The sequence below is a fragment of the Streptomyces diastaticus subsp. diastaticus genome, assembly GCF_011170125.1.
GTDB lineage: Bacteria > Actinomycetota > Actinomycetes > Streptomycetales > Streptomycetaceae > Streptomyces > Streptomyces diastaticus.
On record NZ_BLLN01000002.1, the window covers coordinates 690,319 to 717,274 of the forward strand.

Annotated in this window: 23 protein-coding genes and 2 tRNA genes; 19 read left to right on the top strand and 6 right to left on the bottom strand. The window is 70.7% G+C overall.

Features of this window, described 5'->3' with window-relative positions:
- The first annotated feature begins 558 nt into the window (after positions 1-558).
- The 4 genes from gyrB to Sdia_RS04950 all read left to right on the top strand — a co-directional run bounded on the left by gyrB (position 559) and on the right by Sdia_RS04950 (position 6,785).
- Positions 559-2,670, top strand: a complete 2,112-nt coding sequence (gene gyrB, locus Sdia_RS04935) for a DNA topoisomerase (ATP-hydrolyzing) subunit B (protein WP_181844064.1) — start codon at positions 559-561, stop codon at positions 2,668-2,670.
- 131 nt (positions 2,671-2,801) lie between these two features.
- Positions 2,802-5,423 carry a DNA gyrase subunit A gene (gyrA, locus tag Sdia_RS04940; RefSeq protein WP_189500062.1) on the top strand — a complete coding sequence of 874 codons (2,622 nt, stop codon included), beginning with the start codon at positions 2,802-2,804 and terminating at the stop codon, positions 5,421-5,423.
- A gap of 18 nt (positions 5,424-5,441) precedes the next feature.
- A complete protein-coding gene (locus Sdia_RS04945; RefSeq protein ID WP_229830703.1) occupies positions 5,442-6,152 on the top strand; it encodes a DUF3566 domain-containing protein in 711 nt (236 codons plus the stop codon).
- Positions 6,153-6,311: 159 nt separating this feature from the next.
- The gene (locus Sdia_RS04950) at positions 6,312-6,785 is read left to right on the top strand and encodes a hypothetical protein (protein ID WP_115068947.1); all 474 of its coding nucleotides are present in this window, start codon (positions 6,312-6,314) and stop codon (positions 6,783-6,785) included.
- Positions 6,786-6,822: 37 nt separating this feature from the next.
- Here the strand turns inward: Sdia_RS04950 and Sdia_RS04955 are convergent, their stop codons facing one another.
- A complete protein-coding gene (locus Sdia_RS04955) occupies positions 6,823-8,481 on the bottom strand; it encodes an IS1182 family transposase (protein ID WP_189500063.1) in 1,659 nt (552 codons plus the stop codon).
- Between the two features lie 260 nt (positions 8,482-8,741).
- On the opposite strand from Sdia_RS04955, the gene Sdia_RS04960 reads away from it, so the two are divergent.
- The 3 genes from Sdia_RS04960 to Sdia_RS04970 all read left to right on the top strand — a co-directional run bounded on the left by Sdia_RS04960 (position 8,742) and on the right by Sdia_RS04970 (position 10,256).
- Positions 8,742-8,815 (top strand) — tRNA-Ile (locus tag Sdia_RS04960).
- A gap of 264 nt (positions 8,816-9,079) precedes the next feature.
- Entirely contained in the window at positions 9,080-9,790 is a 711-nt protein-coding gene (locus Sdia_RS04965; protein WP_115068945.1) for a peptidase inhibitor family I36 protein, read from the top strand.
- A 61-nt stretch (positions 9,791-9,851) separates the two neighbouring features.
- Positions 9,852-10,256, top strand: a complete 405-nt coding sequence (locus Sdia_RS04970) for a hypothetical protein (protein ID WP_124287434.1) — start codon at positions 9,852-9,854, stop codon at positions 10,254-10,256.
- A 235-nt stretch (positions 10,257-10,491) separates the two neighbouring features.
- Here Sdia_RS04970 and Sdia_RS04975 read toward each other — a convergent pair whose 3' ends face one another.
- Positions 10,492-10,905: a DUF6344 domain-containing protein gene (locus tag Sdia_RS04975; protein ID WP_189500064.1), complete on the bottom strand. Its 414-nt coding sequence runs from the start codon at positions 10,903-10,905 to the stop codon at positions 10,492-10,494.
- A 326-nt stretch (positions 10,906-11,231) separates the two neighbouring features.
- Between Sdia_RS04975 and Sdia_RS04980 the strand changes: the two genes are divergently transcribed.
- The 3 genes from Sdia_RS04980 (at position 11,232) to Sdia_RS04990 (ending at position 14,949) form a co-directional block, all read left to right on the top strand.
- Positions 11,232-11,360: a DLW-39 family protein gene (locus Sdia_RS04980; protein WP_003999697.1), complete on the top strand. Its 129-nt coding sequence runs from the start codon at positions 11,232-11,234 to the stop codon at positions 11,358-11,360.
- 299 nt (positions 11,361-11,659) lie between these two features.
- Complete coding sequence (locus Sdia_RS04985; protein WP_181844063.1) at positions 11,660-13,618, top strand: vWA domain-containing protein; 1,959 nt, start codon at positions 11,660-11,662, stop codon at positions 13,616-13,618.
- A complete protein-coding gene (locus Sdia_RS04990; RefSeq protein ID WP_229830708.1) occupies positions 13,615-14,949 on the top strand; it encodes a hypothetical protein in 1,335 nt (444 codons plus the stop codon). Before Sdia_RS04985 ends, Sdia_RS04990 begins: the two co-directional genes overlap by 4 nt.
- Positions 14,950-15,047: 98 nt before the next feature.
- Here Sdia_RS04990 and Sdia_RS04995 read toward each other — a convergent pair whose 3' ends face one another.
- Positions 15,048-16,448: a serine/threonine-protein kinase gene (locus Sdia_RS04995; RefSeq protein ID WP_115068944.1), complete on the bottom strand. Its 1,401-nt coding sequence runs from the start codon at positions 16,446-16,448 to the stop codon at positions 15,048-15,050.
- A gap of 47 nt (positions 16,449-16,495) precedes the next feature.
- Positions 16,496-17,044 carry a helix-turn-helix domain-containing protein gene (locus Sdia_RS05000; protein ID WP_100457421.1) on the bottom strand — a complete coding sequence of 183 codons (549 nt, stop codon included), beginning with the start codon at positions 17,042-17,044 and terminating at the stop codon, positions 16,496-16,498.
- A 223-nt stretch (positions 17,045-17,267) separates the two neighbouring features.
- Here Sdia_RS05000 and Sdia_RS05005 point away from each other — a divergent pair.
- Both Sdia_RS05005 and Sdia_RS05010 read left to right on the top strand, forming a co-directional pair.
- Positions 17,268-17,340, top strand: a tRNA-Ala gene (locus Sdia_RS05005).
- 553 nt (positions 17,341-17,893) lie between these two features.
- Positions 17,894-19,003 carry a hypothetical protein gene (locus Sdia_RS05010; protein ID WP_115068943.1) on the top strand — a complete coding sequence of 370 codons (1,110 nt, stop codon included), beginning with the start codon at positions 17,894-17,896 and terminating at the stop codon, positions 19,001-19,003.
- A 346-nt stretch (positions 19,004-19,349) separates the two neighbouring features.
- Here the strand turns inward: Sdia_RS05010 and Sdia_RS05015 are convergent, their stop codons facing one another.
- A complete protein-coding gene (locus Sdia_RS05015) occupies positions 19,350-20,078 on the bottom strand; it encodes a DUF5324 family protein (RefSeq protein ID WP_189500065.1) in 729 nt (242 codons plus the stop codon).
- Between the two features lie 390 nt (positions 20,079-20,468).
- On the opposite strand from Sdia_RS05015, the gene Sdia_RS05020 reads away from it, so the two are divergent.
- Both Sdia_RS05020 and Sdia_RS05025 read left to right on the top strand, forming a co-directional pair.
- The gene (locus Sdia_RS05020; protein WP_100457418.1) at positions 20,469-21,002 is read left to right on the top strand and encodes a peptidylprolyl isomerase; all 534 of its coding nucleotides are present in this window, start codon (positions 20,469-20,471) and stop codon (positions 21,000-21,002) included.
- Positions 21,003-21,145: 143 nt separating this feature from the next.
- Positions 21,146-22,045, top strand: a complete 900-nt coding sequence (locus Sdia_RS05025; RefSeq protein WP_115068942.1) for a rhomboid family intramembrane serine protease — start codon at positions 21,146-21,148, stop codon at positions 22,043-22,045.
- A gap of 403 nt (positions 22,046-22,448) precedes the next feature.
- Here Sdia_RS05025 and crgA read toward each other — a convergent pair whose 3' ends face one another.
- Positions 22,449-22,703, bottom strand: a complete 255-nt coding sequence (gene crgA / locus Sdia_RS05030; protein ID WP_100457416.1) for a cell division protein CrgA — start codon at positions 22,701-22,703, stop codon at positions 22,449-22,451.
- Between the two features lie 143 nt (positions 22,704-22,846).
- Between crgA and Sdia_RS05035 the strand changes: the two genes are divergently transcribed.
- The 5 genes from Sdia_RS05035 (at position 22,847) to Sdia_RS05055 (ending at position 26,880) form a co-directional block, all read left to right on the top strand.
- Positions 22,847-23,629 carry a DUF881 domain-containing protein gene (locus Sdia_RS05035; RefSeq protein ID WP_181844062.1) on the top strand — a complete coding sequence of 261 codons (783 nt, stop codon included), beginning with the start codon at positions 22,847-22,849 and terminating at the stop codon, positions 23,627-23,629.
- A gap of 249 nt (positions 23,630-23,878) precedes the next feature.
- Positions 23,879-24,055: a hypothetical protein gene (locus Sdia_RS05040; RefSeq protein ID WP_100457414.1), complete on the top strand. Its 177-nt coding sequence runs from the start codon at positions 23,879-23,881 to the stop codon at positions 24,053-24,055.
- The gene (locus Sdia_RS05045; protein ID WP_100457413.1) at positions 24,052-24,690 is read left to right on the top strand and encodes an aminodeoxychorismate/anthranilate synthase component II; all 639 of its coding nucleotides are present in this window, start codon (positions 24,052-24,054) and stop codon (positions 24,688-24,690) included. Before Sdia_RS05040 ends, Sdia_RS05045 begins: the two co-directional genes overlap by 4 nt.
- Positions 24,687-26,123 carry a class E sortase gene (locus tag Sdia_RS05050; protein ID WP_115068941.1) on the top strand — a complete coding sequence of 479 codons (1,437 nt, stop codon included), beginning with the start codon at positions 24,687-24,689 and terminating at the stop codon, positions 26,121-26,123. The genes Sdia_RS05045 and Sdia_RS05050 overlap by 4 nt, the downstream gene beginning before the upstream one ends.
- The gene (locus tag Sdia_RS05055; protein ID WP_207205665.1) at positions 26,107-26,880 is read left to right on the top strand and encodes a class E sortase; all 774 of its coding nucleotides are present in this window, start codon (positions 26,107-26,109) and stop codon (positions 26,878-26,880) included. The genes Sdia_RS05050 and Sdia_RS05055 overlap by 17 nt, the downstream gene beginning before the upstream one ends.
- The last annotated feature ends 76 nt before the right edge of the window (positions 26,881-26,956 follow it).

Sequence of the window (26,956 nt, forward strand, 5' to 3'; positions counted from 1 at the left end):
GTGCACGCCGTCCGGGGACGGGCCCGCCCGGCCCCCGCCTCCCCCTGGCCGGGACCGGGCCCGGCCCCCGCCTCCCCAGCCGGCACACGCGTCGCCGCCCGCCCCCTCCCGCGCACTCCACCCCGGGACCGCAAGCCCCGCGCCGAGCCCGGAAACCGCCTCTCACCACCTGTTTTTCCCCAGTGCCCGGGGTCACCCGAAAGACCCCCGCGCGCCCCCGGCCCGAACGTTGACGCGATGGAGCCACCCCGAAGCGCTGAGTGCCACTGTGAGCCCCCTGGAGCCCTGGGCCGCATATGGGGAGTCGAAAGAGGGCGGTTCAGAGCCGCAGATGCGAACTCAGGTACCGGCAAGGCCCCATTACCATCGGCGCTAGCGGTAGACTGGGCTCGATTCGTGCTTCCCTCGCCGGGAGGCCGGACAGAGACGCACCGCAGGCCCCCGCCGGGAGCCGGACAGCGCGCCTCGCCCCAGCAACCGCTGACCGAGACCGAACGACGCAGCCGCATCCCGGCTCTCCGGGGATCAAGGCTTGAGCTGTGCCAGAAAGGGCGCTTCGTGGCCGATTCCGGCAACCCCAACGAGAACATCCCGTCCACCCCCGGCGAGGAGGACGCGTCCGGCACCGGCGGCCCCGCGCTGACACCGGACGCGGTCATCGCCGCGCCCGAGGGCACCGCGGTGGAGGCCGCCGTGTCGTACGACGCGAGCGCGATCACGGTCCTGGAGGGCCTGGACGCGGTCCGCAAGCGACCCGGCATGTACATCGGCTCGACCGGTGAGCGCGGCCTGCACCACATGGTCCAGGAGGTCGTCGACAACTCCGTCGACGAGGCGCTGGCGGGCCACGCCGACTTCATCGACGTGACGATCCTGGCCGACGGCGGCGTCCGCGTGGTCGACAACGGCCGCGGCATCCCCGTCGGCATCGTCCCCTCCGAGGGCAAGCCGGCCGTCGAGGTCGTCCTCACCGTGCTGCACGCGGGCGGCAAGTTCGGCGGCGGCGGCTACGCGGTCTCCGGCGGTCTGCACGGCGTCGGCGTCTCCGTGGTCAACGCCCTGTCCAACCGGGTCGCCGTGGAGATCCTCACCGACGGCCACCACTGGACGCAGAGCTACGAGCGCGGCGTCCCGACCGCGCCGCTCGCGCGGGGCGAGGCCACCGAGGAGACCGGCACCTCGGTCACCTTCTGGGCCGACCCGTCGATCTTCGAGACCACCGACTACTCCTTCGAGACGCTCTCCCGGCGCTTCCAGGAGATGGCCTTCCTCAACAAGGGCCTCACCATCAAGCTCACCGACGAGCGCGCCTCCGCCAAGGCGACGGCGGGCGCCGACTCGGACGAGGCGACGGCGGGTGAGCCCGAGGAGCCGCGCACCGTCACCTACCACTACGAAGGCGGCATCGTCGACTTCGTGACGTACCTCAACTCCCGCAAGGGCGAGGTCATCCACCCGACGGTGATCGACATCGAGGCGGAGGACAAGGACCGGCTCCTGTCCATCGAGGTCGCCATGCAGTGGAACGGCGGGTACAGCGAGGGGGTCTACTCCTTCGCCAACACCATCCACACCCACGAGGGCGGCACCCACGAGGAGGGCTTCCGCGGCGCGCTGACCACTCTGGTCAACAAGTACGCCCGGGACCGCAAGCTCCTGCGCGACAAGGACGACAACCTCACCGGCGACGACATCCGCGAGGGCCTGACGGCGATCATCTCCGTCAAGCTCGGTGAGCCGCAGTTCGAGGGCCAGACCAAGACCAAGCTCGGCAACACCGAGGCCAAGACCTTCGTGCAGAAGGTCGTCTACGAGCACCTCGCCGACTGGTTCGACCGCAACCCCAACGAGGCCGCGGACATCATCCGCAAGGGCATCGCCGCCGCGACCGCCCGCGTGGCGGCCCGCAAGGCGCGCGACCTGACCCGCCGCAAGGGCCTGCTGGAGACGGCCTCGCTCCCCGGCAAGCTCTCGGACTGCCAGTCGAACGACCCGACCAAGTGCGAGATCTTCATCGTCGAGGGCGACTCGGCCGGCGGCTCCGCCAAGTCCGGCCGCGACCCGATGTACCAGGCCATCCTGCCGATCCGAGGCAAGATCCTGAACGTCGAGAAGGCCCGCATCGACAAGATCCTGCACAACCAGGAGATCCAGGCGCTCATCTCGGCCTTCGGCACCGGGGTCCACGAGGACTTCGACATCGAGAAGCTCCGCTACCACAAGATCATCCTGATGGCCGACGCCGACGTCGACGGCCAGCACATCAACACCCTGCTGCTGACCTTCCTCTTCCGCTTCATGCGGCCGCTGGTCGAGGCGGGCCACGTCTTCCTCTCCCGCCCGCCGCTGTACAAGATCAAGTGGACCCGGGACGACTTCCAGTACGCCTACTCCGACCGCGAGCGGGACGCGCTGATCGCGCTCGGCCGCGAGCAGGGCAAGCGCATCCGCGACGACTCGGTCCAGCGCTTCAAGGGTCTCGGTGAGATGAACGCCGAGGAGCTGCGCATCACCACGATGGACCAGGAGCACCGCGTCCTCGGCCAGGTCACCCTGGACGACGCCGCCCAGGCCGACGACCTCTTCTCCGTCCTCATGGGCGAGGACGTCGAGGCCCGGCGCCAGTTCATCCAGCGCAACGCCAAGGACGTCCGCTTCCTCGACATCTGACGGCGTCGCCGTCCCCGCCCGCCGGGGCGGGGACGGCGCCACGACTTCGTACTCGTAACCGAACCGCCCGACCCCGTCGTCCGCGGCGGACGGCTGCGGGGGATTCGCTCCCGAAGGGAACCAGCACGGCCATGGCCGACGAGAACAACCCCAGCACTCCCGAGACCGACGCCGAGGGCCTCCCGCTGGCCATGCGGGTCGAGCCCGTCGGGCTCGAGACCGAGATGCAGCGCTCGTACCTCGACTACGCGATGTCCGTCATCGTCTCGCGCGCCCTGCCCGACGTGCGCGACGGCCTCAAGCCGGTCCACCGGCGCGTGCTGTACGCGATGTACGACGGCGGTTACCGGCCCGAGAAGGGCTTCTACAAGTGCGCGCGCGTCGTCGGTGACGTGATGGGCAACTACCACCCGCACGGCGACTCCTCGATCTACGACGCGCTGGTCCGCCTCGCCCAGCCCTGGTCGATGCGGATGCCGCTGGTCGACTCGAACGGCAACTTCGGTTCCCCGGGCAACGACCCGGCCGCCGCCATGCGGTACACCGAGTGCAAGATGGCGCCGCTGTCGATGGAGATGGTCCGCGACATCGACGAGGAGACCGTCGACTTCACGGACAACTACGACGGCCGCTCCAAGGAGCCCTCGGTCCTCCCGGCCCGCTTCCCGAACCTGCTGATCAACGGTTCGGCGGGTATCGCGGTCGGCATGGCCACCAACATCCCGCCGCACAACCTCCACGAGGTCGCGGCGGGCGCCCAGTGGTTCCTGGAGAACCCGGAGGCCGACCCGGACACCCTGCTGGACGCGCTGATCGAGCGGATCAAGGGCCCGGACTTCCCGACCGGCGCCCTGGTCGTCGGACGCAAGGGCATCGAGGAGGCGTACCGGACCGGGCGCGGCTCCATCACGATGCGCGCGGTGGTCGAGGTCGAGGAGATCCAGAACCGCCAGTGCCTGGTCGTCACCGAGCTGCCCTACCAGGTCAACCCGGACAACCTCGCGCAGAAGATCGCCGACCTGGTGAAGGACGCCCGGATCGGCGGCATCGCCGACGTCCGCGACGAGACCTCCTCGCGGACCGGCCAGCGCCTGGTCATCGTCCTCAAGCGGGACGCGGTCGCCAAGGTCGTCCTCAACAACCTCTACAAGCACACCGACCTCCAGACCAACTTCGGCGCCAACATGCTGGCGCTGGTCGACGGGGTGCCGCGCACCCTCTCGCTGGACGCCTTCATCCGGCACTGGGTCGCCCACCAGATCGAGGTCATCGTCCGGCGGACCCGTTTCCGGCTGCGCAAGGCCGAGGAGCGCGCCCACATCCTGCGCGGTCTGCTGAAGGCCCTGGACGCGATCGACGAGGTCATCGCGCTGATCCGGGCCAGCGAGACGGTGGAGGTCGCGCGCGGCGGCCTGATGGAGCTGCTGACGATCGACGAGATCCAGGCCAACGCGATCCTGGAGATGCAGCTCCGCCGGCTCGCCGCCCTGGAGCGCCAGAAGATCGTCGCCGAGCACGACGACCTCCAGGCCAAGATCGACGAGTACAACGCCATCCTCGCCTCGCCGGACCGCCAGCGGCAGATCATCAGCGAGGAACTGGCCGCGATCGTCGACAAGTTCGGCGAGGACCGGCGCTCCGCGCTGGTGCCCTTCGACGGTGACATGTCCATCGAGGACCTGATCGCCGAGGAGGACATCGTCGTCACGATCACCCGCGGCGGCTACGTCAAGCGCACCAAGACCGACGACTACCGCTCGCAGAAGCGCGGCGGCAAGGGTGTGCGGGGCACGAAGCTCAAGGAAGACGACATCGTCGACCACTTCTTCGTCTCCACCACCCACCACTGGCTGCTCTTCTTCACCAACAAGGGCCGCGTCTACCGCGCCAAGGCGTACGAGCTGCCGGACGTCGGCCGGGACGCGCGCGGCCAGCACGTCGCCAACCTGCTCGCCTTCCAGCCGGACGAGTCCATCGCGCAGATCCTCGCGATCCGCGACTACGACGCCGCGCCGTACCTGGTGCTCGGCACCAAGGGCGGGCTGGTCAAGAAGACGCCTCTGAAGGATTACGATTCGCCCCGCTCCGGCGGTGTCATCGCCATCAATCTGCGCGAGACTCCCGACGGTTCGGACGACGAGCTGATCGGCGCCGAGCTGGTCTCGGCCGACGACGACCTGCTGCTGATCAGCAAGAAGGCACAGTCCATCCGGTTCACCGCGACCGACGAGTCGTTGCGTCCGATGGGCCGCGCCACCTCCGGTGTGAAGGGCATGAGCTTCCGTGAGGGCGACCAGCTCCTCTCGATGAACGTGGTCCGGCCGGGTACCTTCGTCTTCACCGCCACGGACGGCGGGTACGCGAAGCGCACCAACGTGGACGAGTACCGGGTGCAGGGCCGTGGCGGACTCGGCATCAAGGCTGCGAAGATCGTCGAGGACCGCGGGTCGCTGGTCGGCGCGCTGGTGGTCGAGGAGACCGACGAGATCCTCGCCATCACGCTCGGCGGCGGTGTGATCCGCACGCGCGTCAACGAGATCAGGGAGACCGGCCGTGACACCATGGGCGTCCAGCTGATCAACCTGGGCAAGCGCGATGCCGTGGTGGGCATCGCCCGCAACGCCGAAGCGGGCCGCGAGGCCGAGGAGGTCGACGGTGACCTCCCCGCCGACGCCGCTGAGGACGAGGCGGCCAGTGGTACGGACGGGGACACGCAGTCCCCGGACGAGTCCGCCGAGCCCTCGGCGGAGTAGCACGAGGAGAGAGTCAACGTGAGCGGAGCCACGGGCGCCGGAGCGAGTGGACCCGGAAACGGCGTTCGTGGCTCCGCCACGCACCAGGCCGAGGCCGGAGGAAATCCCTCCGCGGGCGGGGGGAGAACCGTGACGGACACGCGCGAGCCCGATTCCCTGGGGGCGCAGCCCTACCCGGGCACCCAGGGCGGAGGCCGGCAGTACCAGGGGTACGACCAGTACGAGGCGGGCCCGCTGCCCGGAGAGCGGCCCGCCGCCGACGCGGGCCCGGCCCAGCCCTACACCCCGCCGCAGGCGTACCCGACGCCGGAGCAGGCGGGTGTGCGGCGGCCCCGGACGGGCGCGCGCACCCAGCCGCGCACCCGCAAGGCGCGGCTGCGGGTGGCCAAGGCCGACCCGTGGTCGGTCATGAAGGTGAGCTTCCTGCTCTCCATCGCGCTCGGCATCTGCACGGTGGTGGCGGCGGCGGTGCTGTGGATGGTCATGGACGCCATGGGCGTCTTCTCGACGGTCGGCGGCACCATCGCGGAGGCGACCGGGTCGAGCGAGTCGAACGGGTTCGACCTCCAGTCGTTCCTGTCGCTGCCCCGGGTGCTGATGTTCACCTCGGTCATCGCGGTGATCGACGTGGTCCTGGCGACGGCCCTGGCCACGCTGGGCGCCTTCATCTACAACCTCTCCGCCGGTTTCGTCGGCGGGGTCGAGCTGACGCTCGCCGAGGACGAATGAGCGGTGGCCCCGGCGGGGCCGCTGAACGCCGCTGAGGGCGGGGCCGGATTCCGGTCCCGCCCTTCGGTCGACACCGTTGGCGAATGTCCTGTGCTAACGGAGGTTGGTGATCACTAGGTTTGTGCCATCAAAGTTGAACGGCTGCTCGGAGGGGTGAACGTGGAGGACTCGCAGGTCACCTTTCTCTTGGAGCTGGGCGTAACCGGGTTCCGCGACCGGGGTGACCCGCCCCTGCCGAGTACCGATCCCCAGACATGCCGTGCCGCCTGGTATGCCGCGGCGCGGGCTGCAGGCGGGCAGGTCGAGGACTTCACGGAACAGGAGTACCCGCAGAACTTCCACAGCGCCACGATCAGCGATCGGGACGGCGCCCACATCGCGCTGTTCCACGCTCACTACCCGTTGATCGCCTTCGTCGGAGACCGGCGCTACTGGTACACCGACGAGTTCCAGGAACCTCCCACTTGGGCCGCTGTCCTCTCCGACAACGGCTTTGTCGTCTTGAGCGCAGCACAGCTGCTGTTGCCGCTGACGGAGTCGGACACCTCTGCTCTATCTGCGACGGAGTGGCGTCAGACCAAGCAGTGGCAACCGGACACCCTTGGCGCAACACTCTTCAACTCGTGGGACTGACGGCCCCCGGCCCCTGTTGGACGCAGGCCTGCTGTGTCTAATGGGCAGGCCGGAGAGCTGCAAGATGGGATGTGCGGGTCCGGGCTCGTGGGGTGTCGGTCCACCATGCGTTGAGGCGGTGGAAGTTCATCGCGATCGCGGTGAGCTGGTGTTGCAGCCGGGCCTTGGGCAGGCCGTGATACCGGCATCGCCGCAGGCCGAAGGCTCGTACTACCTGGGAGATCGTGCCTTCGACACCGGCCCGGTGTGCGTACTGCTCCTTCCACTCCGGGGTGTCTTCCTGGGCCCGTGCCTGCTGGATCACCTCCTGCTCCGCCTGCGGGCGGAGGGTGATTCGGCGCCCCATGTCCGACTTGTTGTTGGAACGGGTGCACTGCTCTCGCGCTTTGCAGGGCCGGCAGGCAGCCGTCGGGAACCGCGCCCGGACCACTGCCGCCCCGTACTGGGAGCGGTCTTCCCGCCAGTTGCTGGTGGTGATGCCGTTGGGGCAGGTCACCCGCTGGCTGTCCCAGTCGATGGTGAAGTCGGCCTGCGAGAAGCCGCCGCTGTCCTTGGTCTGCCAGCTGGTCGACGCGAGGATCGGCCCCACCAGGCCGACACCGTGGTCCCGACGGGCGGTGACCACTTCGCGGGCCGTCGCGTAGCCCGCGTCGACCAGGTGCCGGTCTGGCAGCAGGGCGCGCTCAGCGAGATGAGCGTGGATCGGGGCGACCAGCCGTACGTCCTGGACGGTGGAGTCGGTGGTGGCGACGTGCGTGATCAAGTTCGGGCGGTCCGGCTCGCAGGTCTCGGTGAGGTGGACCTTGTAGCCGTCCCAGAAGGTGCCGCGCTTCACGCTGCCTCGCGCGTCGGTGTCATAGGGCGTGACCAGCCGTTCCGCGCCCGGCGGGCGGTCCTTGAGGTCGCGGCGGCGGACCTGCCCGTCGTCGACGAAGTACTGCTGGATCCACATCTGCCGCAGCGTCTGGACCCGATCGAGCAGCCGTAGGGACGCAGGGGCATCCGGGGCGTTCAGGGCCGCCGGCAGACTCAGCCCGTCGGCCCCGATCTGGTCGATCAGCTCGGTCTGCTTCGCCTTCCCCTTGGGCAGGCGGGTGTCTTCGAACCGGATCGCGTACTGGTCGAACCAGTCGGACGGAGCCCAGCCGGCCAGCCACTCCGGCTCGCGGGCGGCCACGCTGTTCAACGCGGCCCGCAGGGTTTCACCGAGCCGTACCAGCCCGTTGATCTGCCGCGCGGCGGACAGCACGATCGTGGAGTCCGTGCGCGCACGGCCACCGGCCTTGAGCAGGCCGCGCTCCGCGGCGGCGCCGAGGACCCGGTCCAGGAGCTCGATCCCGGCGTCGCCCTCGATCAGCCGGTCCCTGAACTCGGTGAGCACCGAGTGGTCGAAGCCCGCATCGGCCAGCTCCAGCCCCAGCAGGTACTTCCAGTCCAGCCGCCCGCGCACCGCGTCGGCGGCCTGCCGGTCCGCCAACCCCTCGGCGAACTGCATGACCGACACCAGCGCCAGCCGGCCCGGCGACCACGCTGGCTTCCCCCTGCTCGGATAGAGGCTGGCGAAGTCCTCGTCCGTGAACAGCTCGCCCAGCTCGTCCCGGATCCGCATGGCCAGGCTGCCCTTCGGGAACGCGGACCGCGCCACCCGGGCCGTCTCCTCGGGCACCCCGTCGATCTTCCTCGCGTGCAGCGACACCGACACCCTCCCCAGACACAACGTCGGCCTTCACGACCACAACGGGTCATGAAGGCCGACGTCACGCTTGCCCCCTATTCGCCAACGGTGTCTTCGGTCTGCCGAGGGTCGGCGGGGCCCGGGCCCGGCCGCGTGGGCATCTACCGAGGTGGGCCCGGCCCGGGACGGCCGGGGCGGCGGGTGACCGATTTTGGGACTGGCCCCGAGGTGCGCTAATCTTCAGGGGTCAGCGCGCGGAGCGAGAGCCCGCAGAGCGCGGCGGGGCTATAGCTCAGTTGGTTAGAGCGCATCCCTGATAAGGATGAGGCCACAGGTTCAAATCCTGTTAGCCCCACAACAGCAGTAACGACGAGGATGGCGTCTCCCCAGGCGGGAGGCGCCATTTTTGTGTCTGGCTGCGGACCGCCTGGGCGGGAGCGCCCTGCGGGCGGCGCGCCAGGAGGAGAGGTGGCCAACCGTTGTCACACGCGTTCTCGGCCTCGTGGAGGCTGGTACTGCTCTGGCGCGGATCTTCACTGAATCGCTAGATTCGGCACGTACGTCAACCACGACGTCCGATGGGTTCCGCTGACCTGGCGGGGCCACTTGAAGGGAAGCCATGTCCATCCGAAGAACCTTCGCCGCCGTGTCTCTGGCAGCGACCATGCTGGTCGCGGCAGCTCCTACGAGCAGTGCGGTGGAGGACCCGGCCACCGGAGCGGACCAGCCGCCGGCGGCCGAGCGCATCCTCGCCACATACAACGGCAGCACGATCGACCTCGCGGACGGCTGGCAGGGTGCAACGACTTGCACTGAGGTCGCCGTCGGAGATGTCCGCTGCTACGACAGTGTCGAAGCGGAGTTGAAGGACTTGGCTGACGAAAGTCTCGGTCACGCAGCGGCTGCCAAGGGCCAGGGCATCGAGGTCCCCGACGCCATCGACACCCGCGGCTTCGAGGCTGAGCCGCTTCGTGTTCCGTCCGCAGACTCAATCGTGGGCACAGAGCGGCTGGGCAGCTCGGTGGGCACCCAGGCCATCAACGACTGCATCTTCGGATACGCCTGTGTCTACGACACCACCACTTGGGGCGGTCGGATGCTGAAATGGTCCGCTTCGGGTACCAAGAACCTATCCACCTGGGATTTCCGTGACAAGGCAGGATCGGGTTGCAACAACAGGCAGCTCGGGGGCTTCCGCCTGGACGACTGGCGTACTGGGCTTCCGGACCCCTCGCTTTACGTCGGTCTCGACCGCTGCGTCAACTTCGCCAAAGTCAGCTACACCTACGGTGGCAACTGGAACAACAAGGCTGACGCCGTCACGTTGTAAGGGCGTCTTGCTACCATGCCCTTCCCTCAGAGGCGGGAGTCACGGCCACATGGAGGTTCGCGTGCGTACCAAAGCGATCATCGGGTTCGTGGCAGTTGCGGCTTTGGTCACGGGCTGTTCGTTGGAGTCAGAGCCGCCAGCTGACCACACCATTACCCACACCGCCCTACCTTCTGACGACGACCAGCAGAGGTCGAAGAAGTCGGCTGAGGCGTTCCTGGCCGCAAGCGCTGATGACGGCACGATCGCCTCTCTCCAGGATGCGGTCACCGGGGTGTTCGGTGAGTGGGAGAAGGGGTCCGACCGAGCGTTCATCGCCACCACGCTCTACGGCTCCAGGGCAACGCCTGAGAATGGCAAGCTCATCGCCAACGCGTTCGGTGTCTGGCAGAACTCGGAGTCCGGCGAGGGCCGGGTCTTCGTTTATGGCAAGGACGAGAAGTTGCTGTACCAGGGGAAGTTCTGATCCTTTCGTAGTGGTATGGCTTGCTGATCCCCGAAGGCCCGCACCGGCTTCGGTGCGGGCCTTCGGGGTGTGCGCGCTGTCCTTGTCAGGCGCCCCGTGGTGACCGCCGGAGAACTGTGCCGTCGCGTTCCTGAGGACGACCAGCCGCACAGCGCCGGGAACGCGCCCCCGGGCCGTGTAGCGAAAAGGCCCGGAGGCGGGTGCCTTCGGGCCTGGGGCTGCGGGTGCGGGGCCGTCACGGCGGGTTCTCGTGGTCGGAGCCGCGGGCCGGGGTGGCGCGGGACTCGGTGGCGCGGTCGACGACGTCCGTGGGCTCGCGGTCCGCGTCGGCCGGAGTGGTCACGGCGTCGGCGACGGTGGAGCGGCAGGTGGGCGAGGAGCCGTGGGCCTCGGCGGTGATGCGCTGCTTCATGGTGGGCGGCATCGAACGGTCGAGGCCGAGTGTCCACAGGGGCGCGGTCGCCGCTTCGACGGGTGCGGCGCAGGGGACGGCGGGCGTCTGCTGAGGGGCGCTCTGCGGGCGGGGCTGGGGCTGCGGCTGGGCCTGCGGCGCCGTGGCCGAGGCGGGGGCGCTGAAGCCGAGCGCGGCGAAGAGGGAGAGGAAGGCACCGACGAGAACGGTCCACAGGTGGGCGGCCTTGGAAGCCATCAGGATCACCACTTTCAGGTGGGGCGATTTGCGTACTTCCTCATCATGTGGATCGGCGGCCCGTGGCGTGGGATCGACGCTCGCGGCGCGGCGATATTCCGATGAACACCACCCGGACGGGGGCATCGAGGCAAAAGCGGTCCAGATCACACCGGAAGAGATCGCCGGAGGTCATCGGTGGTCGTCCGCGCCTCCCCGGACTCCCGGGCGGCGCCAAGGGAGTTGAGGCGGCCGGGGCGAGGGGAACAGGTCACCGATCGATATCGGTCGGTGTGTATAGTCGGCCGTCAGAGGTCTCCTACGTCAACGAAAGACGAGGTCGCGCGGTGAAGAAGCTTCTCCTGGTCGCACTGGCCGCCATCGGCGGGCTCCTCGTGTACCGCCAGATCCAGGCGGATCGCGCCGAGCAGGATCTGTGGACGGAGGCGACCGACTCCGTTCCCACGGGTTCGTGAGAATCGACGGTCCTGCACTGACCCCGGTCGCTTCGCGGCCGGGGTTCTGTGTGTCCGCGGGCGGATGCGACCCCGCTCGGGATGCGGGCGGCGTGAACCTGGCGTAAGCGGCCCCCGGCTCGGCGGCGGGACCGGGCGGTGTGTCCCGGGATGGGCCGGACGGGGCGGGGGTGGAGGGCGTTGTTGCGGTTCCGTGACGGCCGGGGTCTTGAGTTCACCCTCGCAAATCAATAGCTTGCGGGAGCAAAGAGACCGGTGGGCGCCGGCCCGGCCACGGCCGGCGCGGGACAGGGGGAACGGTGAAGGCTCGGCTCGGCCGCCGGACGGCGGCGGTACTCCTCTCGGGGGTGCTCTGTGCCCTGGCCGCGGGCCCGCCCACGGCCGCCGCCCCGCCCCGTGCCCCTGAGGCCCCCGAGCGGGGGGACGGGGCCGGCGGTCTCGTCATGGTCCTCGACTCCTCCGGCTCCATGGCCGACGAGGCGGGTGACGGCCGTACCCGCATGGAAGCGGCGCGGGACGCGGTCGGCACCGTGGTCGACAGCCTCCCCGACGGTTACCCGACCGGACTGCGGGTCTACGGGGCCGACCGCGCCAGCGGCTGTTCCGACACCCGGCTCGCCCGGCCCGTGGAGCCGTTGGACCGGGACGCGGTGAAGAAGGCGGTCGCCGGGGTCGAGCCCAAGGGCGACACCCCGATCGGGCTCTCCCTCCAGAAGGCCGTCGCCGACCTGCCCGAGCCGGAACCCGGCGCGGTCGGCCGCCGTACCGTCCTGCTCATCTCCGACGGCGAGGACAACTGCGGTTCCCCGCCGCCCTGCGAGGCCGCCGAGAAGCTCGCCGAGTCCGGAGCCGGCCTCAGGATCGACGCCATCGGCTTCCAGGTGGAGGGGAAGGCCCGCGAGCAGCTCACCTGCGTCGCGGAGGCCGGGCACGGCGCCTACTACGACGCCCCGGACGCCGCCGCCCTCGCCCGCCAGCTCCAGCGCGCCGCCGAACTCTCCGCCGGTGGCTACCAGTTCCGGGGGGACCCGATCGAGGGCGCCGCGTCGGCCGAGCGGGCACCCGCCCTCGCGCCCGGCCAGCACCTCGACACCATCGGCCCCGGCGAGACCCGCTGGTACGCGGCCGAGCTGGACGCCACCAGCACCGCCGACTTCGGCGTGACGGCCGTACCGCAGCCGGGCGTTCCGGTCGGCTACTCCGACGGGCTGGAGCTGCGGGTGCACACCTCGGGCGAGTCCCCGATGGTCTGCGACAACGCCCGGGCCACCTTCCACCAGGACGAGGGCGCCCTGCCGCTCAGCGGCGCGGTCAGCCGCGTCCCGACCGCGAAGGCCAACGCCACCTGCGACAAGGCCGGTACGTACCACCTGGAGGTCGAACGGGTCTCCGCCGAGGACGCCGACCAGGCGCGCTGGCCGCTGGAGTTGCGGACGGCGGTCGAGAAGCCGCTCGCCTCGGGGACCGTGACGGCACAGTCGGCCACCGGCTTCGGGGAACTGTCCAAGGACCGGGCGCCGCGCGTCGAGGGCCCGGCGAAGGCCGTCACCGGCGGCACCGGCTTCAACGACGCGGTCCGGATCGGCGAGGGCGTCTGGAAGGACGGCCTGCTGCCCGCGCAGACCCGCTGGTACAAGGTGAAGGTCGGCTGGGGCCAGCAGTTGCGCTACACCGTCGATTTCGGCAACGAGCCGACCATCGACCACGACGACCTGGTCATCCGCCGGTCCTTCGTCTCCACCTCGCTGCACGCCCCGTCGCGGGCACCGATCAGTACGGGGACGGAGTTCAGCGCCTACAAGGGGTACTTCGGCAAGCCGTCCGTCCTCGACCACGGCACCGTGCCCGTGACCTGGACCAACCGCTGGGAGCCCGCCGCCCACGTGAAGCCGGTCCGTGCGGCCGGCGACTACTACCTCGCCGTCTCCCTCGGTCCGAACACCGCGACCTTCGCGGAGAACCCGGCCATCGGAGTCGTCCTCCGCGTCGAGGTGGCCGGGACGGAACTGGCCGGCCCCCAGAAGGACGCCCCGCCGGCGCGGGACACCGCCGAAGAGGCCCCCGCCGCCGGTGCCGGGGCGCAGAAGGGACCCGCGAGGGACACGGCCGCCGCCGAGGAGGCAGGATGGCGGACGCCGTGGGTGCTCGCCGCGGTGGGCGGTGCGTCGGCACTGCTCGTGGTGGCGGTCGCGGTCCTGGTCGTCCGGCGCCGTGCCGGACGGGGCGCGGGCGGTCCGACGAGGGGTGGCACAGCGTGAGAGGGCACGGGGGACTCGGCGCGTCGGTCCTGGCACTGGCGGCGCTGCTGCTGGGCGCGGCCCCGGCACAGGCGGAGGGCGGCACGGCCCCGTACGTCTTCGCCGAGGACGCCGAGCGGGTGGCCGGGGAGGCGAGCAGCACCGACGCGCACACCCTGGCCGCCGGGCGCGGCCACCGCTCGGAGATCGGGCCGAACGAGACGCTGTACTACGCCGTCGACCTGGACGCCTCCTCGTACGCGTACGCCTCGGCGGTCGCCGTGCCGAAGCCCGGGGCCAAGGTGGACGCGCGGGACAGCCTCACCGTGACGCTCCGGGACCGCCGCGACAACCAGTGCGGAACGGGGGACCGGCGGTTCGGCTCGGCCGCCTACCCACGTCCGCTGGCCGCGCAGGCGGTGCGGGCGGTGAAGGCGGACGGCGGCGTCTGCCAGGAGGCCGGCCCCTACTTCGTGGTCGTGGAGCGCGAGACGGAGGGCACTTCGGCGCAGGAGCCCTGGCAGCTCGAACTGCGACTGATCGAGGAGCCGGCGGTCGAGGGCAAGGGCGCTCCGACCGTAGCGCCCTCCCCGAGCCCCACCGGCACCCCGGCCGGCGTGCCGGGCGGCGAACCTGTGGAGCGGCCGGGCGGCACCGGCTTCAACGACGCCGTGGCCCTCGCCGAGGGCAGCTTCAAGACCCGCCTGGCGCCGGGCGAATCGGTCTTCTACCGGGTGCCCGTCGACTGGGGGCAGCGCCTCTATGTCGAGCCCGAGTTGGGCAGCGCCACCTCCGAGCGGTCGATGGCCTACGTCTCGGACGCCCTGGAGGCCGCCCTGTACAACCCCGCCTACGGCCCCGTCGAGGACCGCTCCGTGCTCTTCGGCGGCAGCCCCAAGACCGTGCCGTCCGAGCCGCTCCAGCCGGTCGCCCACGAGAACCGCCACGCGTCTGCCTCGGCGGTCAAGGCCACGCGCTTCGCAGGCTGGTACTACGTGCAGCTCACCCTCTCCCCGGAGATGGCCGAGGTCTTCCAGGGCGACGACTTCGGGGTCACCCTGCGGGTCGGCGTGCAGGGGGAGCCCGCCGACGGACCCCGGTACGCCGGCGACGCCGGGCCCTTCCAGGTCGGTGACGCGGAACGGGACGCGGCCGAGGCGGGCCACAGCGAGGCCGAGGTGGCACGCGGCGAGACGATGGCCGTGGTCGCCGCCTCCGGGATCGGCGCCGGGACGGTGCTTCTGGCGGGGCTGGGCGTCTGGTTCCTGGTCGCGCGGCGCGGCGCCGCCGCCCGGGCACCGGGGCCGAACGGCGCGCCTGCGAATCCGCCGTCGCCAGGACAGGGCTGGTGATCCGGCGGACCGTGTCCGGATGACGTGGTACCGCGGGGGCCGGGGACGTACCGTCACCGGCCCCGCCGCGTCCGCGGGGTGCGGGGCCGGGCCCCGGGTCAGGTCTGGGTGAGGGCCCAGAAGCCCACGACGAGGCAGACCAGGGCCACCAGGGCGATCGGCACGGCGATCTTCGGGGAGGGGCCGGGGCGCGAGGGCGTAGCCCCCGGGGCCGGGCCCGGCCCCGGGGGTGCGGCCTGTGGGTAGCCGTAGCCGGCGCCGTGCGGCTGGGCCTGGGGGTAGCCGTAGCCGGGCTGGGCGGGGAAGTGAGGCTGGGGCGGCGCGTGGCCGGGCGCGGTGTACGGACGGGTGTCGACGTGGCCGGGCGCGGGCGCGGGCGTGGTCGTGGGGGCCGTGGCGGCGGGCTGGTGGGCCGAGGAGGTGGGGGCCTGTGAGGGGACGAACGTCGGGTCCTGGGCCGGGGGCGCGGGCGGGGCGAGCGGGAAGCCGTCCGTGCTGGGCTCGCCGGAGCTGTCGCCGGCTCCGGGCGCCTCGGCAGGGGTGGCCGTCGCGGGGGCGACCGTGGGTCCGGCGGGCGCGGGACCGGGGGAGTCGGCCGCGCCCTCGGGCCCGGCCTTCGCCTCGGGACCGGCGGGCCCGAACCCGGGCGGCAGGGGGCCGATCTGATCGAAGACCTCGACCGGTTCCTCTCCCGGGCCGGGCTCGGGCAGCAGCTCGGCCGCCGAGGCGAGGGCCTTGCGCGCGCCGTTGGCCGAGCGGAAGCGGGCCTGCGGGTCGGGCTGGAGGAGAGTGGCGACCACCTGCCAGAGCGGCTCCGGGATCGACTCGGGGGCGCTCGGCGTCCCGTGTGCCGCGAAGTGCTCCGCCAGCGCCTGGGAGTCGGGCTTGCGGCCCTGGAGGAGGTAGAGCGCGACCAGGCCGACCGCGAACAGGTCGGCGGTGAAGTCCGGTTCGGCACCGAGCAACTGCTCGGGTGCGAAGTAACCGGGGGTGCCGACCACGTAGTTGGTCTCCGTCAGGCGTGGTTCGCCTTGGCGCATGGAGATGCCGAAGTCCGACAGCCGCAGGTGCGGCCGGCCCGAACCGGTGGCTTCCAGCAGGATGTTGGCCGGCTTGATGTCCCGGTGGATGACCCCCTCCGCGTGCACCGCGGCGAGGCCCGCCAGCAGCTGGTCGAGGAGGAGGGAGACGAAGCGCGGCGGCAACGCCCCGTAGTCCCCGATGAGATGGGCGAGTGAGCCCCCGCTGACCAGGTCCATGGTGAAGAGGACCTGGTCGTCGTCGGCTGCCCAGCTCGCCGGGGCGAGCACATGCGGATGGTCGATGCGCAACGCCTGTTCGCGGACGAACCGCAGCAGGGTGTGGGCGTCGCTCTGCTGGAGCACCTTGGCCGCCACGTACCTGCGTCGTCGGTGGTCCCAGGCGCGCCAGACAGCGCCGACCCCGCCCCGCCCGATCGGATCGGCCAGTTCGTACCGGCCGGCGAAGACCTCACCCATGGTGCGCCGTGCTCCCCCGTGCGTCTCGTCCGTCGGCCCGTCGGCCGTCAGTTCTGGTGCGACTCGTAGTGGGCGACGGCCTCGGAGGTCCGCCCCGCGCCGTACACCCGCAGGAACTCTGCCAGTTCCGGATGGGTCGGGGCGAGGGTGTCGGCGGCGTCGATGATGTCCCCCGCCGCCGCGACCGAACGCAGCAGGGACTGGATCTCGCGCACCACCCGCTTGACGGTGGGAGCGCCGGAGCCGGTCGCCGCCTGCCCTGTCTGGGCGAGCACCGATCCGCCCTGCGACTTCTTGATCTCGTCCATCCGCGCGCTCGCCTCCCCCGCGCTGACGCTGCCGTCGGCGACCTGTCCCGCGAGGTCCTGGAGCAGTTGCACCCGCTGGACCACGGCGGGGTTGCCGATCTTCGCGCGCTGCCCGCTCATGAGCTGGGAGAGCATGGGAGCGGAGAGGCCGAGGACTCCGGCCAGCCGAGCCTGGTTGAGCCCGAGGTCGTCGATGAGTCGTCGGAACAGCGCCCCCAGCGGCTCTCCGTACCAGTTGCGCTGAAGCTCCCGCGCTCTGGCGGTCGCTTCCTGCTGCGCTGCGTCCATGCCCACTCCCCTTCGCTGCTGCGAACCCTCCCCGCATCTTACGGAGCGTGCTCTGCGGCCGGGACCCCCTCTTCACCGCTGACCGCACTCACTCCGCTCAGGCGCCGTTCACAGAGGATGGAGGCCCGAGGAGCGGACTAATTTTCCGAGATCGGCCAGGAACCCGGTACGCTTGGTCGCGGTCGACGCCGACGGGTGCCCCTGTGCACTCGTATCGTCTCCCGGGGCCTTAGCTCAGTTGGTAGAGCGCTGTCTTTGCATGGCAGATGTCAGGAGTTCGACTCTCCTAGGCTCCACCCGAAGAACGCCCTCTGAACTGCGGAAACGCGGAGCAGGGGGCGTTTTCGTGTCCGCGAGGGGGTGGGCGGGGTGTCGGCGGCGATGTTTCACGTGAAACATCGCCGCCCATCGCCGAGGCGCCGGGTGCTGACCTTGACCGCGCCGGGTGGGCCCTTCCCTCGCGTGGTTCCGTGGGGTGGCCGCTGCCGAGCGGTGGATGGCTGCCGCGCGTAGCGTGGTCATGATGACGGGACGGGCGGACGCGGCGGTGTGGCAGGCGGTCGGGACCACGACCGTGCGGGAGTCCGGCCCCGGGTCACCGGTGGTTGCCTACGGCGTGGAGTGCCTCCGGTCCGGGCACGGCCACGTCTCCGTTCGTGCGGAGGGAGCTTCCTCCGCCGGGAGAGGCGCGGTGTGTCTTGCGCAGCGACCTTCCCGGCCGGTGGCCGCGTGCGCCGGGTGAGCTGGGGCTCCCCGTCGGGCGGCTCCCCTCGTCGACCGGTCCCCGGCAGGCTCTACCGGCTTCCGGCTGACGGTCGCCCCGGTGATGTCACAGGAAGGGCCCAGCGCATGGCATCCAGGTCCGCAGAGAACGACCCGCGCCGACAGCCGGCCGACGGAGGGGCTGGAGGGGCCTCGGCGGCTCCCCCGGAGCAGCACGGGTCCGTGTCGCAGAATGAGGAGCGCGGAAGCTCCGAGGGAGCGGCGAAGAAGCTGTTGCCCTTGGTCGCCGTTCTCACCGGTGTGCTCTCCGCGATGCTGGTCGTCTTCGGCCTTCCCGCGGTGAACGGCGGACCCCACCACCTGCCGGTGGGTGTGGTGGGACCGCCGGCTGCCGCGGACGCTCTCGGTAAGCAGCTCGACGAGCGCCGGCCGGACGGCTGGGAGGTCACCTCCTACCCGGACGCCGAGGCCCTCATCGGGGCGATACACGCCCGCGACGTGATGGGCGGCTTCGCCCCGGGAGGGGAGAAGCTGACCGTCTATACGGCGACCGCGGCCGGTAACCCCAGCTCCGCCGCCATCAGCGGCATCGGGAAGGCCCTCGCCGAGCAGCAGGGGGTGGAGGTGACACCGAGGAACGTCGTGCCCTTCCCCGAGGACGACCCGAACGGGGCCGGGCTCACGGCGGCCGCGCTGCCGATGATCATCGGCGGTGTCCTCCCTGCGGTGGCGATGGTGCGGCTCTTCCCCGGCCACACCGGGCTGCGGCTCCGTGTCGCTGGAGCGGTGCTCTTCGCCCTCGCGGCAGGCTTCGCGCTGGCGGCCATCATCCAGTTCGGGTTCGGCTCGGTGGACGGCACGTACGGGACGACGGCCTTGGGTCTCTCCCTCGGCATGGCGGCTCTGACGCTGCCCTTCCTCGGCCTGGAGTCCCTCTTCGGCTTCCCGGGGCTAGGCGCGGGCATCGTCGTGATGATGTTCGTCGGCAACTCGCTGTCAGGACTGGCGACCGGCGCCCACTGGCTCCCCGACGGCTGGGCCACGCTGGGTCAGCTCATGCCGCCGGGTGCCTCCGGCAGCCTGTTGCGCGCCAACGGCTTCTTCGACGGGACGGGCGCGGCTGGGCCCGTTGCCGTCCTGGCGGCCTGGTCGGTGGCCGGGCTGCTCCTCAACCTCTACGCAGACAGGCGCCGGAGCGGTCAGGCGGCCGGAGAGGGCCAGGCGGTTCCTGGCTGAGCCCGGGCGGTCTTGGCTGGGCCACGGGCTGGACTGGTACGGGCTCGATGTTTCACGTGAAACATCGAGCCCGTGGAGTAACGAGGGCTCTCCAGAGGTGAGCGAGTGGAGCGTCGCAGGCGCGCGTGAGCCAGAGGGATGTTTCACGTGAAACATCCCTCTGGCTTCTCCGGGCTCACCCGCCTCGTCCCTCCGCTCAGGCTCGTCCGCCCGTGCTGGCTCCGGGGCTCCGGAGCAGAGTCCCGGTCCCACGCCCATGAGGGCGGGGCCCGAAGGGGTCCTTCGGGCCCCGCCCTCATGGAGCTGATCGACATGGACGCGGAGTCCCCACCGATCCGTCTCACGGTCAGGCGGACTTGGAACCGCCTTCCTCGTCGCGGCTGTCCGCTTCGGCGTCGGCCTGCTTGGCCTGCACCTCGGGGTCGAGGAGGCCTTGGCCGGTGCCATCCACCGAGGTCAGCGGCGGGCCGTCCGGGACCTCGGTGGGAGCCGGGGGCTCCACCAGCCAGTCCGGGTTGGCCTGCTTGTCCCACCACTTCCAGGCGGCGAGCGCACCGCCCGCGACGGCTCCGACCACCAGCACGGACAGGGCGAAGCGCTTACCCCGGCCCCGGCGCTGCTGCTTGCGGGCCAGCTTCTCGATCTGCCGGGCGCTGACCTGCCCCCGCAGGGCGGCCAGCGCGGCGGCGGACCGGGCGGCCGCTTCCTCGCGGGCCGGCTGGGCGGCGGCGACGGCCTGCTCCAGGTGCGGCCGCGAGTAGGCCGCGGCCTGGTGGGCGGCGCGCCGGGTGTGGACGACGGCCTTGTGCGCGGCCTCGTCGACCTTGGGCGGGACGTGGGCGCGAGCGTGCTCGATATGCGGTGCCAGATGAGCGTCGTACCGATGACGTGCCTGGTCGGCTGCCTGGGCGGCGGCCAGCGAGACCTTGGGTGCGAGCCGGACGCGGGCCTCATGGCTGAGCTGGGCGGCGCGTTCCTTGGCTGTTTCGGCGTAGGGAGCCACCGCCTCCGCGGCGTGCCGCGCGCTCTCCTTCGCCGAGCCGGTCGCGGCGCGCACGCTGTCGATGCGGGTCACGGGTTCCTCCTCCTCGGTGGCGTATGTGAGTGCCTGGGGTATGCCCCAGAAGGCGAATAGTTCACCGAATAGCTCGCCTTTCCACCCTTTTCGCGATGATGCCTTCCCTCGGGCCTCACAGCACACAGGGACGGGCATCCGGGTCATGCTGTGCCGCGATCAGGTGCCACGGCGGCCCTCTCCGCAGCGCGTGCCCGCTCGTCGGCGGGGCACTCCTGCGTCGGTGCTGCCGGGAACCGGGCCGGGTGTCCCCGTAGGTGGCGTGCTTCGACGGCCTGGCACCTGCCCGGTGCCGCCCGGGGGGCTTGCCCGAATCGGGGGAGGGAAGTGCCCGGCACGTCCGGTCCGTGCGAGGATCGGTGCGTCACAGAGGACAACGGAAGGCAGATCGTGGCTGAGCAGCTTTACGCCACCCTGAAGACCAACCACGGCGACATCAACGTGCGGCTCCTGCCGAACCACGCGCCCAAGACGGTCAAGAACTTCGTCGAGCTCGCCACCGGTGAGCGGGAGTGGACGAACCCTGAGACCGGCCAGAAGACGACGGACAAGCTGTACGACGGCACGGTCTTCCACCGCGTGATCAGTGGCTTCATGATCCAGGGCGGCGACCCGCTGGGGAACGGCACCGGTGGCCCGGGCTACCAGTTCGCCGACGAGTTCCACCCGGACCTCGCCTTCGACAAGCCCTACCTGCTGGCCATGGCCAATGCCGGTCCGGGCACCAACGGCTCGCAGTTCTTCATCACCGTCTCCCCGACCGCTTGGCTGACCGGCAAGCACACCATCTTCGGTGAGGTCGCGGACCCGGCGGGCCAGAAGGTCGTCGACGAGATCGCGGCCATCCAGACCAACCCCCGCACCGACCGCCCCGTCAAGGACGTGGTCATCGAGTCGGTCGTGGTGGAGACCCGCGAGGGCTGATTCCTCGCCGGTTCGCCGCTTGCCGGCGATATCCGCGCAGGGAACCTTTCCGCCCCGCCCATCCGTACAGAGGATGGGCGGGGCGGCGCGTTGACCGCGTGGTCCGGACCGTCGTACGAGGACTGCCGAGGGGAAGAGATCCCATGGATCAGGGCCCATCCGGGGGGCCGGGCGCACCTGGTGCGCACAGCCTGCCGGGCTGTTACCGCCACCCGGACCGAGAGACCGGGATCAGCTGTGTCCGTTGCGAGCGACCCATCTGCCCGCAGTGCATGATCAGCGCCTCGGTCGGTTTCCACTGCCCCGAGTGTGTCCGGCGGGGCTCGGGTACCGGCTCCTCCGCGATGAACGCCCCGCGCACCATCGCCGGTGGCACTCTCGCCGCCGACCCCCGGCTGATCACCAAGATCCTCCTGGGCATCAACGCCGCCGTCTTCGTCGCGATCCTGGCGCTGAACGACGAGTTCGTGACCCACCTCATGCTGGTCGGGGCCTTCCCGCCGCCGGAGTTCGGCTGGGAACCGGTCATGGGCGTGGCGGCCGGGGAGTGGTACCGGCTGGTCACATCGATGTTCGCGCACCAGGAGTTCCTGCACTTCGCCTCCAACATGCTCTTGCTCTGGTGGCTCGGCGGACCGCTGGAGGCCGCCCTCGGGCGGGTCCGCTACCTGGCGCTGTACCTGGTCTCCGGGCTGGCCGGCAGCGCGCTCACCTACGTCGTCGCCGCTCCCCAGCAGCCCTCGCTCGGCGCGTCCGGCGCGGTCTTCGGCCTGATGGGTGCGACCGTGATCCTGTTGCGGCGCCTCAACCAGGACCTGCGTCCTGTCCTGCTCCTCGTCGCGCTGAACCTCGTCTTCACCCTGCTCGCCCCCCGGATCGCCTGGGAGGCGCACGTCGGCGGCCTGGTCGCTGGAGCGGTCATCGGGTACGCCATGGTCCACGCTCCGCGCGGGCGTCGCGCGCTGGTCCAGTGGGGTGCCTGCGGCGCGGTGCTGGCGGTCGTCCTGGTCATGATCGTGGTCCGGACGATGGCGCTGACCTGAGCGACCGCCGCGAGGCGGTCCGTCCCGGGCGGCCGGAGGCGTGGCGCCTGGAGCAGCTGCCTGCGGCCGACTGTGCACACCGGGGGTCCGTGTCACCTTCCCGGGTGCGGGACGGACCGCAGTTGTACACATGTTCGAATCTTGAGCGAAGGTTATCCACAGACTGTGCCGGATCTTGTGCACGGGGTGCGGAAGGCGTTCGCCCCTCGCCTCTGACCTGGTACTTCCCAGGAGGGGCAAGGGGCGAACAGAGGTCCTACGCGGCGGTGGGCAGTCATATCGGCGTCAACCGCAGATGAGTTATCCACAGATCTTCCGACCTTTTCCCCAGGTGTGGATAACCCAGTGGATAGCTTGGGGCAGGGCTTGCCTCAGGTGGCCGGAGGTGCTGCGGGCGGAGCCGCTACTTCCACTGCGTGGAGACGCCGAAGCCGGCCGCGATGAACCCGAAACCGATCACGATGTTCCAGTTGCCGAACGCGTCGATGGGCAGGCTGCCGTCCGTCAGGTAGAAGACGACGATCCACGCCAGACCGATCAGGAACAGGGCGAGCATCACCGGCGCCACCCAGCCTCGGCTGGTCAGCTTTATCTCGGTGGACTGCTTCGCCGGGGGCGGCGTGTAATCAGCCTTCTTGCGGATACGTGACTTCGGCACGAGGGTCTCTCCTGTCGATGCGCTGCGTGGCCGCGCAGGGGGACGGGGGCTGGCTCCGGGCGGGCGGCCCGGGGGCGGTGTGGTCTCCCCCGGCCGTCCGTTAGCGTAGTGCTTCCGTGGTACCGAAGGAGAGCAAGGGTACGTTGAGCAATTCTGCCGACTCACCCCACGCGGACTCCAGTCCTGACCGTGGGCGATTCCGCCGGCGTCCCGTGCGTCTTCTCACCGTGGGTGTCTTCGCGCTGGCCGGCTTGATCTTCGTGACCAGCTTCAACACGGCGCGCGGGACCAATATCCGCACCGACACCGCGTTGCTGAAGCTCTCGGACCTCATTCGGGACCGCAGCCACAAGAACGGTGAGCTGGATGAGGCCAACAGCGCGTTGCGTGCGGAGGTCGAGGCGCTCGCCGAACGTGACGACGGCAGCACGGAGGCCGAGGACGCCGAACTCGGCGCCCTGGAGAAGGACGCCGGGACCAAGCCGATCTCCGGCTCCTCCGTCTCCGTGACCCTGGCCGACGCCCCGCCGGACGCCACCGCCAAGCTGCCGGGCTATCCCGACCCGCACCCCAACGACCTCGTGATCCACCAGCAGGACCTGCAAGCCGTGGTCAACGCCCTGTGGAAGGGCGGTGCCAAGGGCATCAAGGTCATGGACCAGCGGCTGATCTCCACCAGCGCCGTCCGCTGCGTGGGCAACACCTTGATCCTCCAAGGGCGGGTCTACTCGCCGCCCTACACGGTGACGGCCGTGGGTGACCAGAAGAAGCTCAAGGAGGCGCTCGCCGCCTCCCCGGAGATCCAGAACTACATGCTCTATGTCAACGCCTACGGCCTCGGCTGGAAGGTCGAGGATGCGGAGAAGACCAAGCTCCCGGGCTACGCCGGCACCGTGGACCTGCACTACGCGCAGCCGGTCTCCTGACCGAGGCGCCTCACCGTGGCCGGTCCGCCCGATGTTTCACGTGAAACATCGCGGTGGTTTCACGTGAAACGTCCCTCGGTTTCACGTGCAACAACGGCCCTCCCGGGGCGGCCCGCAGGTGTGGTGAGCCCCCCATTCTGCGGGGACGGCCCGGGGAGAACGCTGATCCCTTTAGTCTGGTGCTGCAACTACGTGAGTCGGTATGCCCAGCGGTCAACCACCGCGAGTGGCAGGACAAGTGGGGACGGCATGTACGGCTGGATCTGGCGGCATCTGCCGGGCAATGCCTGGGTGAGGGCGGTCATCTCTCTGATTCTCGCCCTCGCTGTGGTCTACGCACTCTTCGAGTACGTCTTCCCGTGGGCCGAGCCGCTGCTCCCGTTCAACGACGTGACCGTGGACGACGCTCAGGGGGCCCGCGGATGAGCACGCGCATCCTGGTCGTCGACAACTACGACAGCTTCGTCTTCAACCTCGTGCAGTACCTCTACCAGCTCGGTGCCGAGTGCGAGGTCGTGCGGAACGACGAGGTGCGCACCGCCCACGCCCAGGACGGCTTCGACGGTGTCCTGCTCTCCCCGGGCCCCGGTGCCCCCGAGCAGGCAGGCGTCTGCATCGACATGGTGCGCCACTGCGCGAAGACCGGCGTTCCGGTCTTCGGCGTCTGCCTCGGCATGCAGTCGATGGCGGTCGCGTACGGCGGTGTGGTGGGGCGGGCGCCGGAACTGCTCCACGGCAAGACCTCCCCGGTGCTCCACGAAGGTCGGGGTGTCTTCGCGGGGCTCCCCTCGCCGTTCATCGCGACCCGGTACCACTCGCTGGCGGCGGAGCCCCGGCGCGTCCCCGAGGAGCTGGAGGTGACCGCACGGACCGCCGACGGCATCATCATGGGCGTGCGTCACCGGGAGCTGCCCGTGGAGGGCGTCCAGTTCCACCCCGAGTCGGTCCTCACCGAGCACGGGCACCTCATGCTCGCCAACTGGCTGGCGGAATGCGGAGACGCCGGAGCCGTCGGCCGGTCGAGGGGGCTCGCGCCGGTGGTGGGCAAGGCCACGGAATGACCGCGCTGCGGCCCGAGCGCGAGTCGGCCACCGGGGGGCCGGTCGACCCGCTCACGGACCCGCTCCCCGACGTGCTGGCCGGCGGCCACAGTTCCCCGTGGTTCCGCGCCGACCAGCCCCAGCAGCAGCCGGAGCAGGGCCAGGACCTGCCCGCGCCCCGCCACGGGTCCGCCGACCCGTACACCCCGGCCCCGGCCGAGTCTTACTCGCCAGGGCCGCCCCCCACCTACCAGGCCCCGGCGGCCTCCCCCGCGTACGGCGCCGGGCCGCTCCCCGCCGAGGTGCCCACCCGCACCGGGCAGGCGCCCTACGACGCGCACGCCGGGTACACGACGCCGGACGCCTACCCGCCCACGACGCCGGACGAGACGTACGGTCCGCCGGAGACCGCGGCCCCGTCCTACGGCGACCTCGCCACGCCGCCGGGACACGGCTCCGCCGAGGAGGAGTACCACATCCCCGCGCCGGAGGAGCCTCGCGACGACGAGACGATGGCACTCCGCGCGGCGGGCCCGGTCCGAACAGCCGAGGCGGGCGGAGAGGCCCGCTCCGGGGCCGGCGAAGGCGGCCGGGCCGCACGGCGCAAGGCCGCCAAGCGGAACGCCAGGGCGGGCGGGCGCCGGGCCGGGACAGGCCGCCGCCGTGCGGGCGCGCCCGCAGTGGAGGGGCCCGGCGCGCGGGACGAGGCCGCGCCGGACGGCGGGGCGGCCGAGCGGCCACGGACCCGCGTCGAGGCGCGGCGGGCCGAGCGGGCCCGAAGGCCGAGCGCCGCCACGGTCGCCAGCGGGGCGATCGGCGAACTGTTCATCACCATCGGCGTCCTGATGCTGCTCTTCGTGACCTACCAGCTCTGGTGGACCAACGTGCGGGCCCAGCAGCAGGCGGACGGTGCCGCCAACAGCCTTCAGCAGGACTGGGAGCAGGGGAAGCGGAAGCCCGGGGCGTTCGAGGCCGGACAGGGCTTCGCCATCATCCACATCCCGAAGCTGGACGTGGTCGTCCCGGTGGCCTCCGGTATCGACAAGCAGCGCGTCCTCGACCGCGGTATGGCGGGCCACTACGCCGAGGGCGCCCTGAAGACGGCGCTGCCCGGGGCGAAGAAGGGGAACTTCGCCGTCGCCGGCCACCGGAACACGCACGGCGAGCCCTTCCGCTACATCAACAGGCTCACACCGGGCGACCCGATCGTGGTGGAGACCCAGGACACCTATTACGTGTACGAGATGGCGAGCATCCTGCCGCAGACTCCCCCGTCGAACACGGCCGTGATCGACCCCGTGCCCGCGGGGTCCGGGTTCACCGAACCGGGCCGGTACATCACACTCACCACCTGCACCCCGGAATTCACCAGTACGTATCGGATGATCGTCTGGGGCAAGATGGTCGAGGAACGGCCGCGCAGCAAGGGCAAACCCGATGCGCTCGTCGATTGAGTCGGACCGGACGGACGGGGCAGGGGCAGTGGCAACGACGAGGACGCAGGACAGGGCGGACGAAAAGTCCGCCACCGCACCGCGCAGACGCGAGCGCGGCGTCATCGCGACCGCCGTCGGGGTCTTCGGCGAACTGCTGATCACCGCGGGTGTCGTCCTCGGCCTCTTCGTCGCCTACTCGCTCTGGTGGACCAACGTCGTCGCCGACCGCGAGGCCGGCAAGCAGGGTGAGGCGGTCCGTGACCGCTGGGCCGGGGGACCCGGTGCACTCGACACCAAGGACGGCGTGGGCTTCCTGCACGTCCCGGCGATGAGGAACGGCGAGGTGCTCGTCAAGAAGGGCACCGGGAACTCCGTCCTCAACCACGGCGTCGCCGGCTACTACACGGACCCGGTGAAGTCGGCGCTCCCTTCCGACGACGAGGGCAACTTCAGCCTCGCCGCGCACCGCGACGGCCACGGCGCCAAGTTCCACAACATCGACAAGATCAAGAAGGGCGACCCGATCGTCTTCGAGACGAAGGACTCCTGGTACGTCTACAAGACGTTCGCGATGCTCCCGGAGACCTCGAAGTTCAACGTGGACGTCCTGGACGCCGTCCCCGAGGAGGCCGGCGTGAAGAAGCCCGGCCGGTACATCACGCTCACCACCTGCACCCCGGTGTACACCTCGGACTACCGCTACATCGTCTGGGGCGAGCTGGACCGCGTCGAGAAGGTCGACAACCAGCGCACCCCGCCTGCCGAACTGCGCTGACCCCCGGAGCACGCCGAAGCCCCGGCAGCCGGATGATCCGGTGCCGGGGCTTCGCGCGTACGGGCCCGTGGCCTTC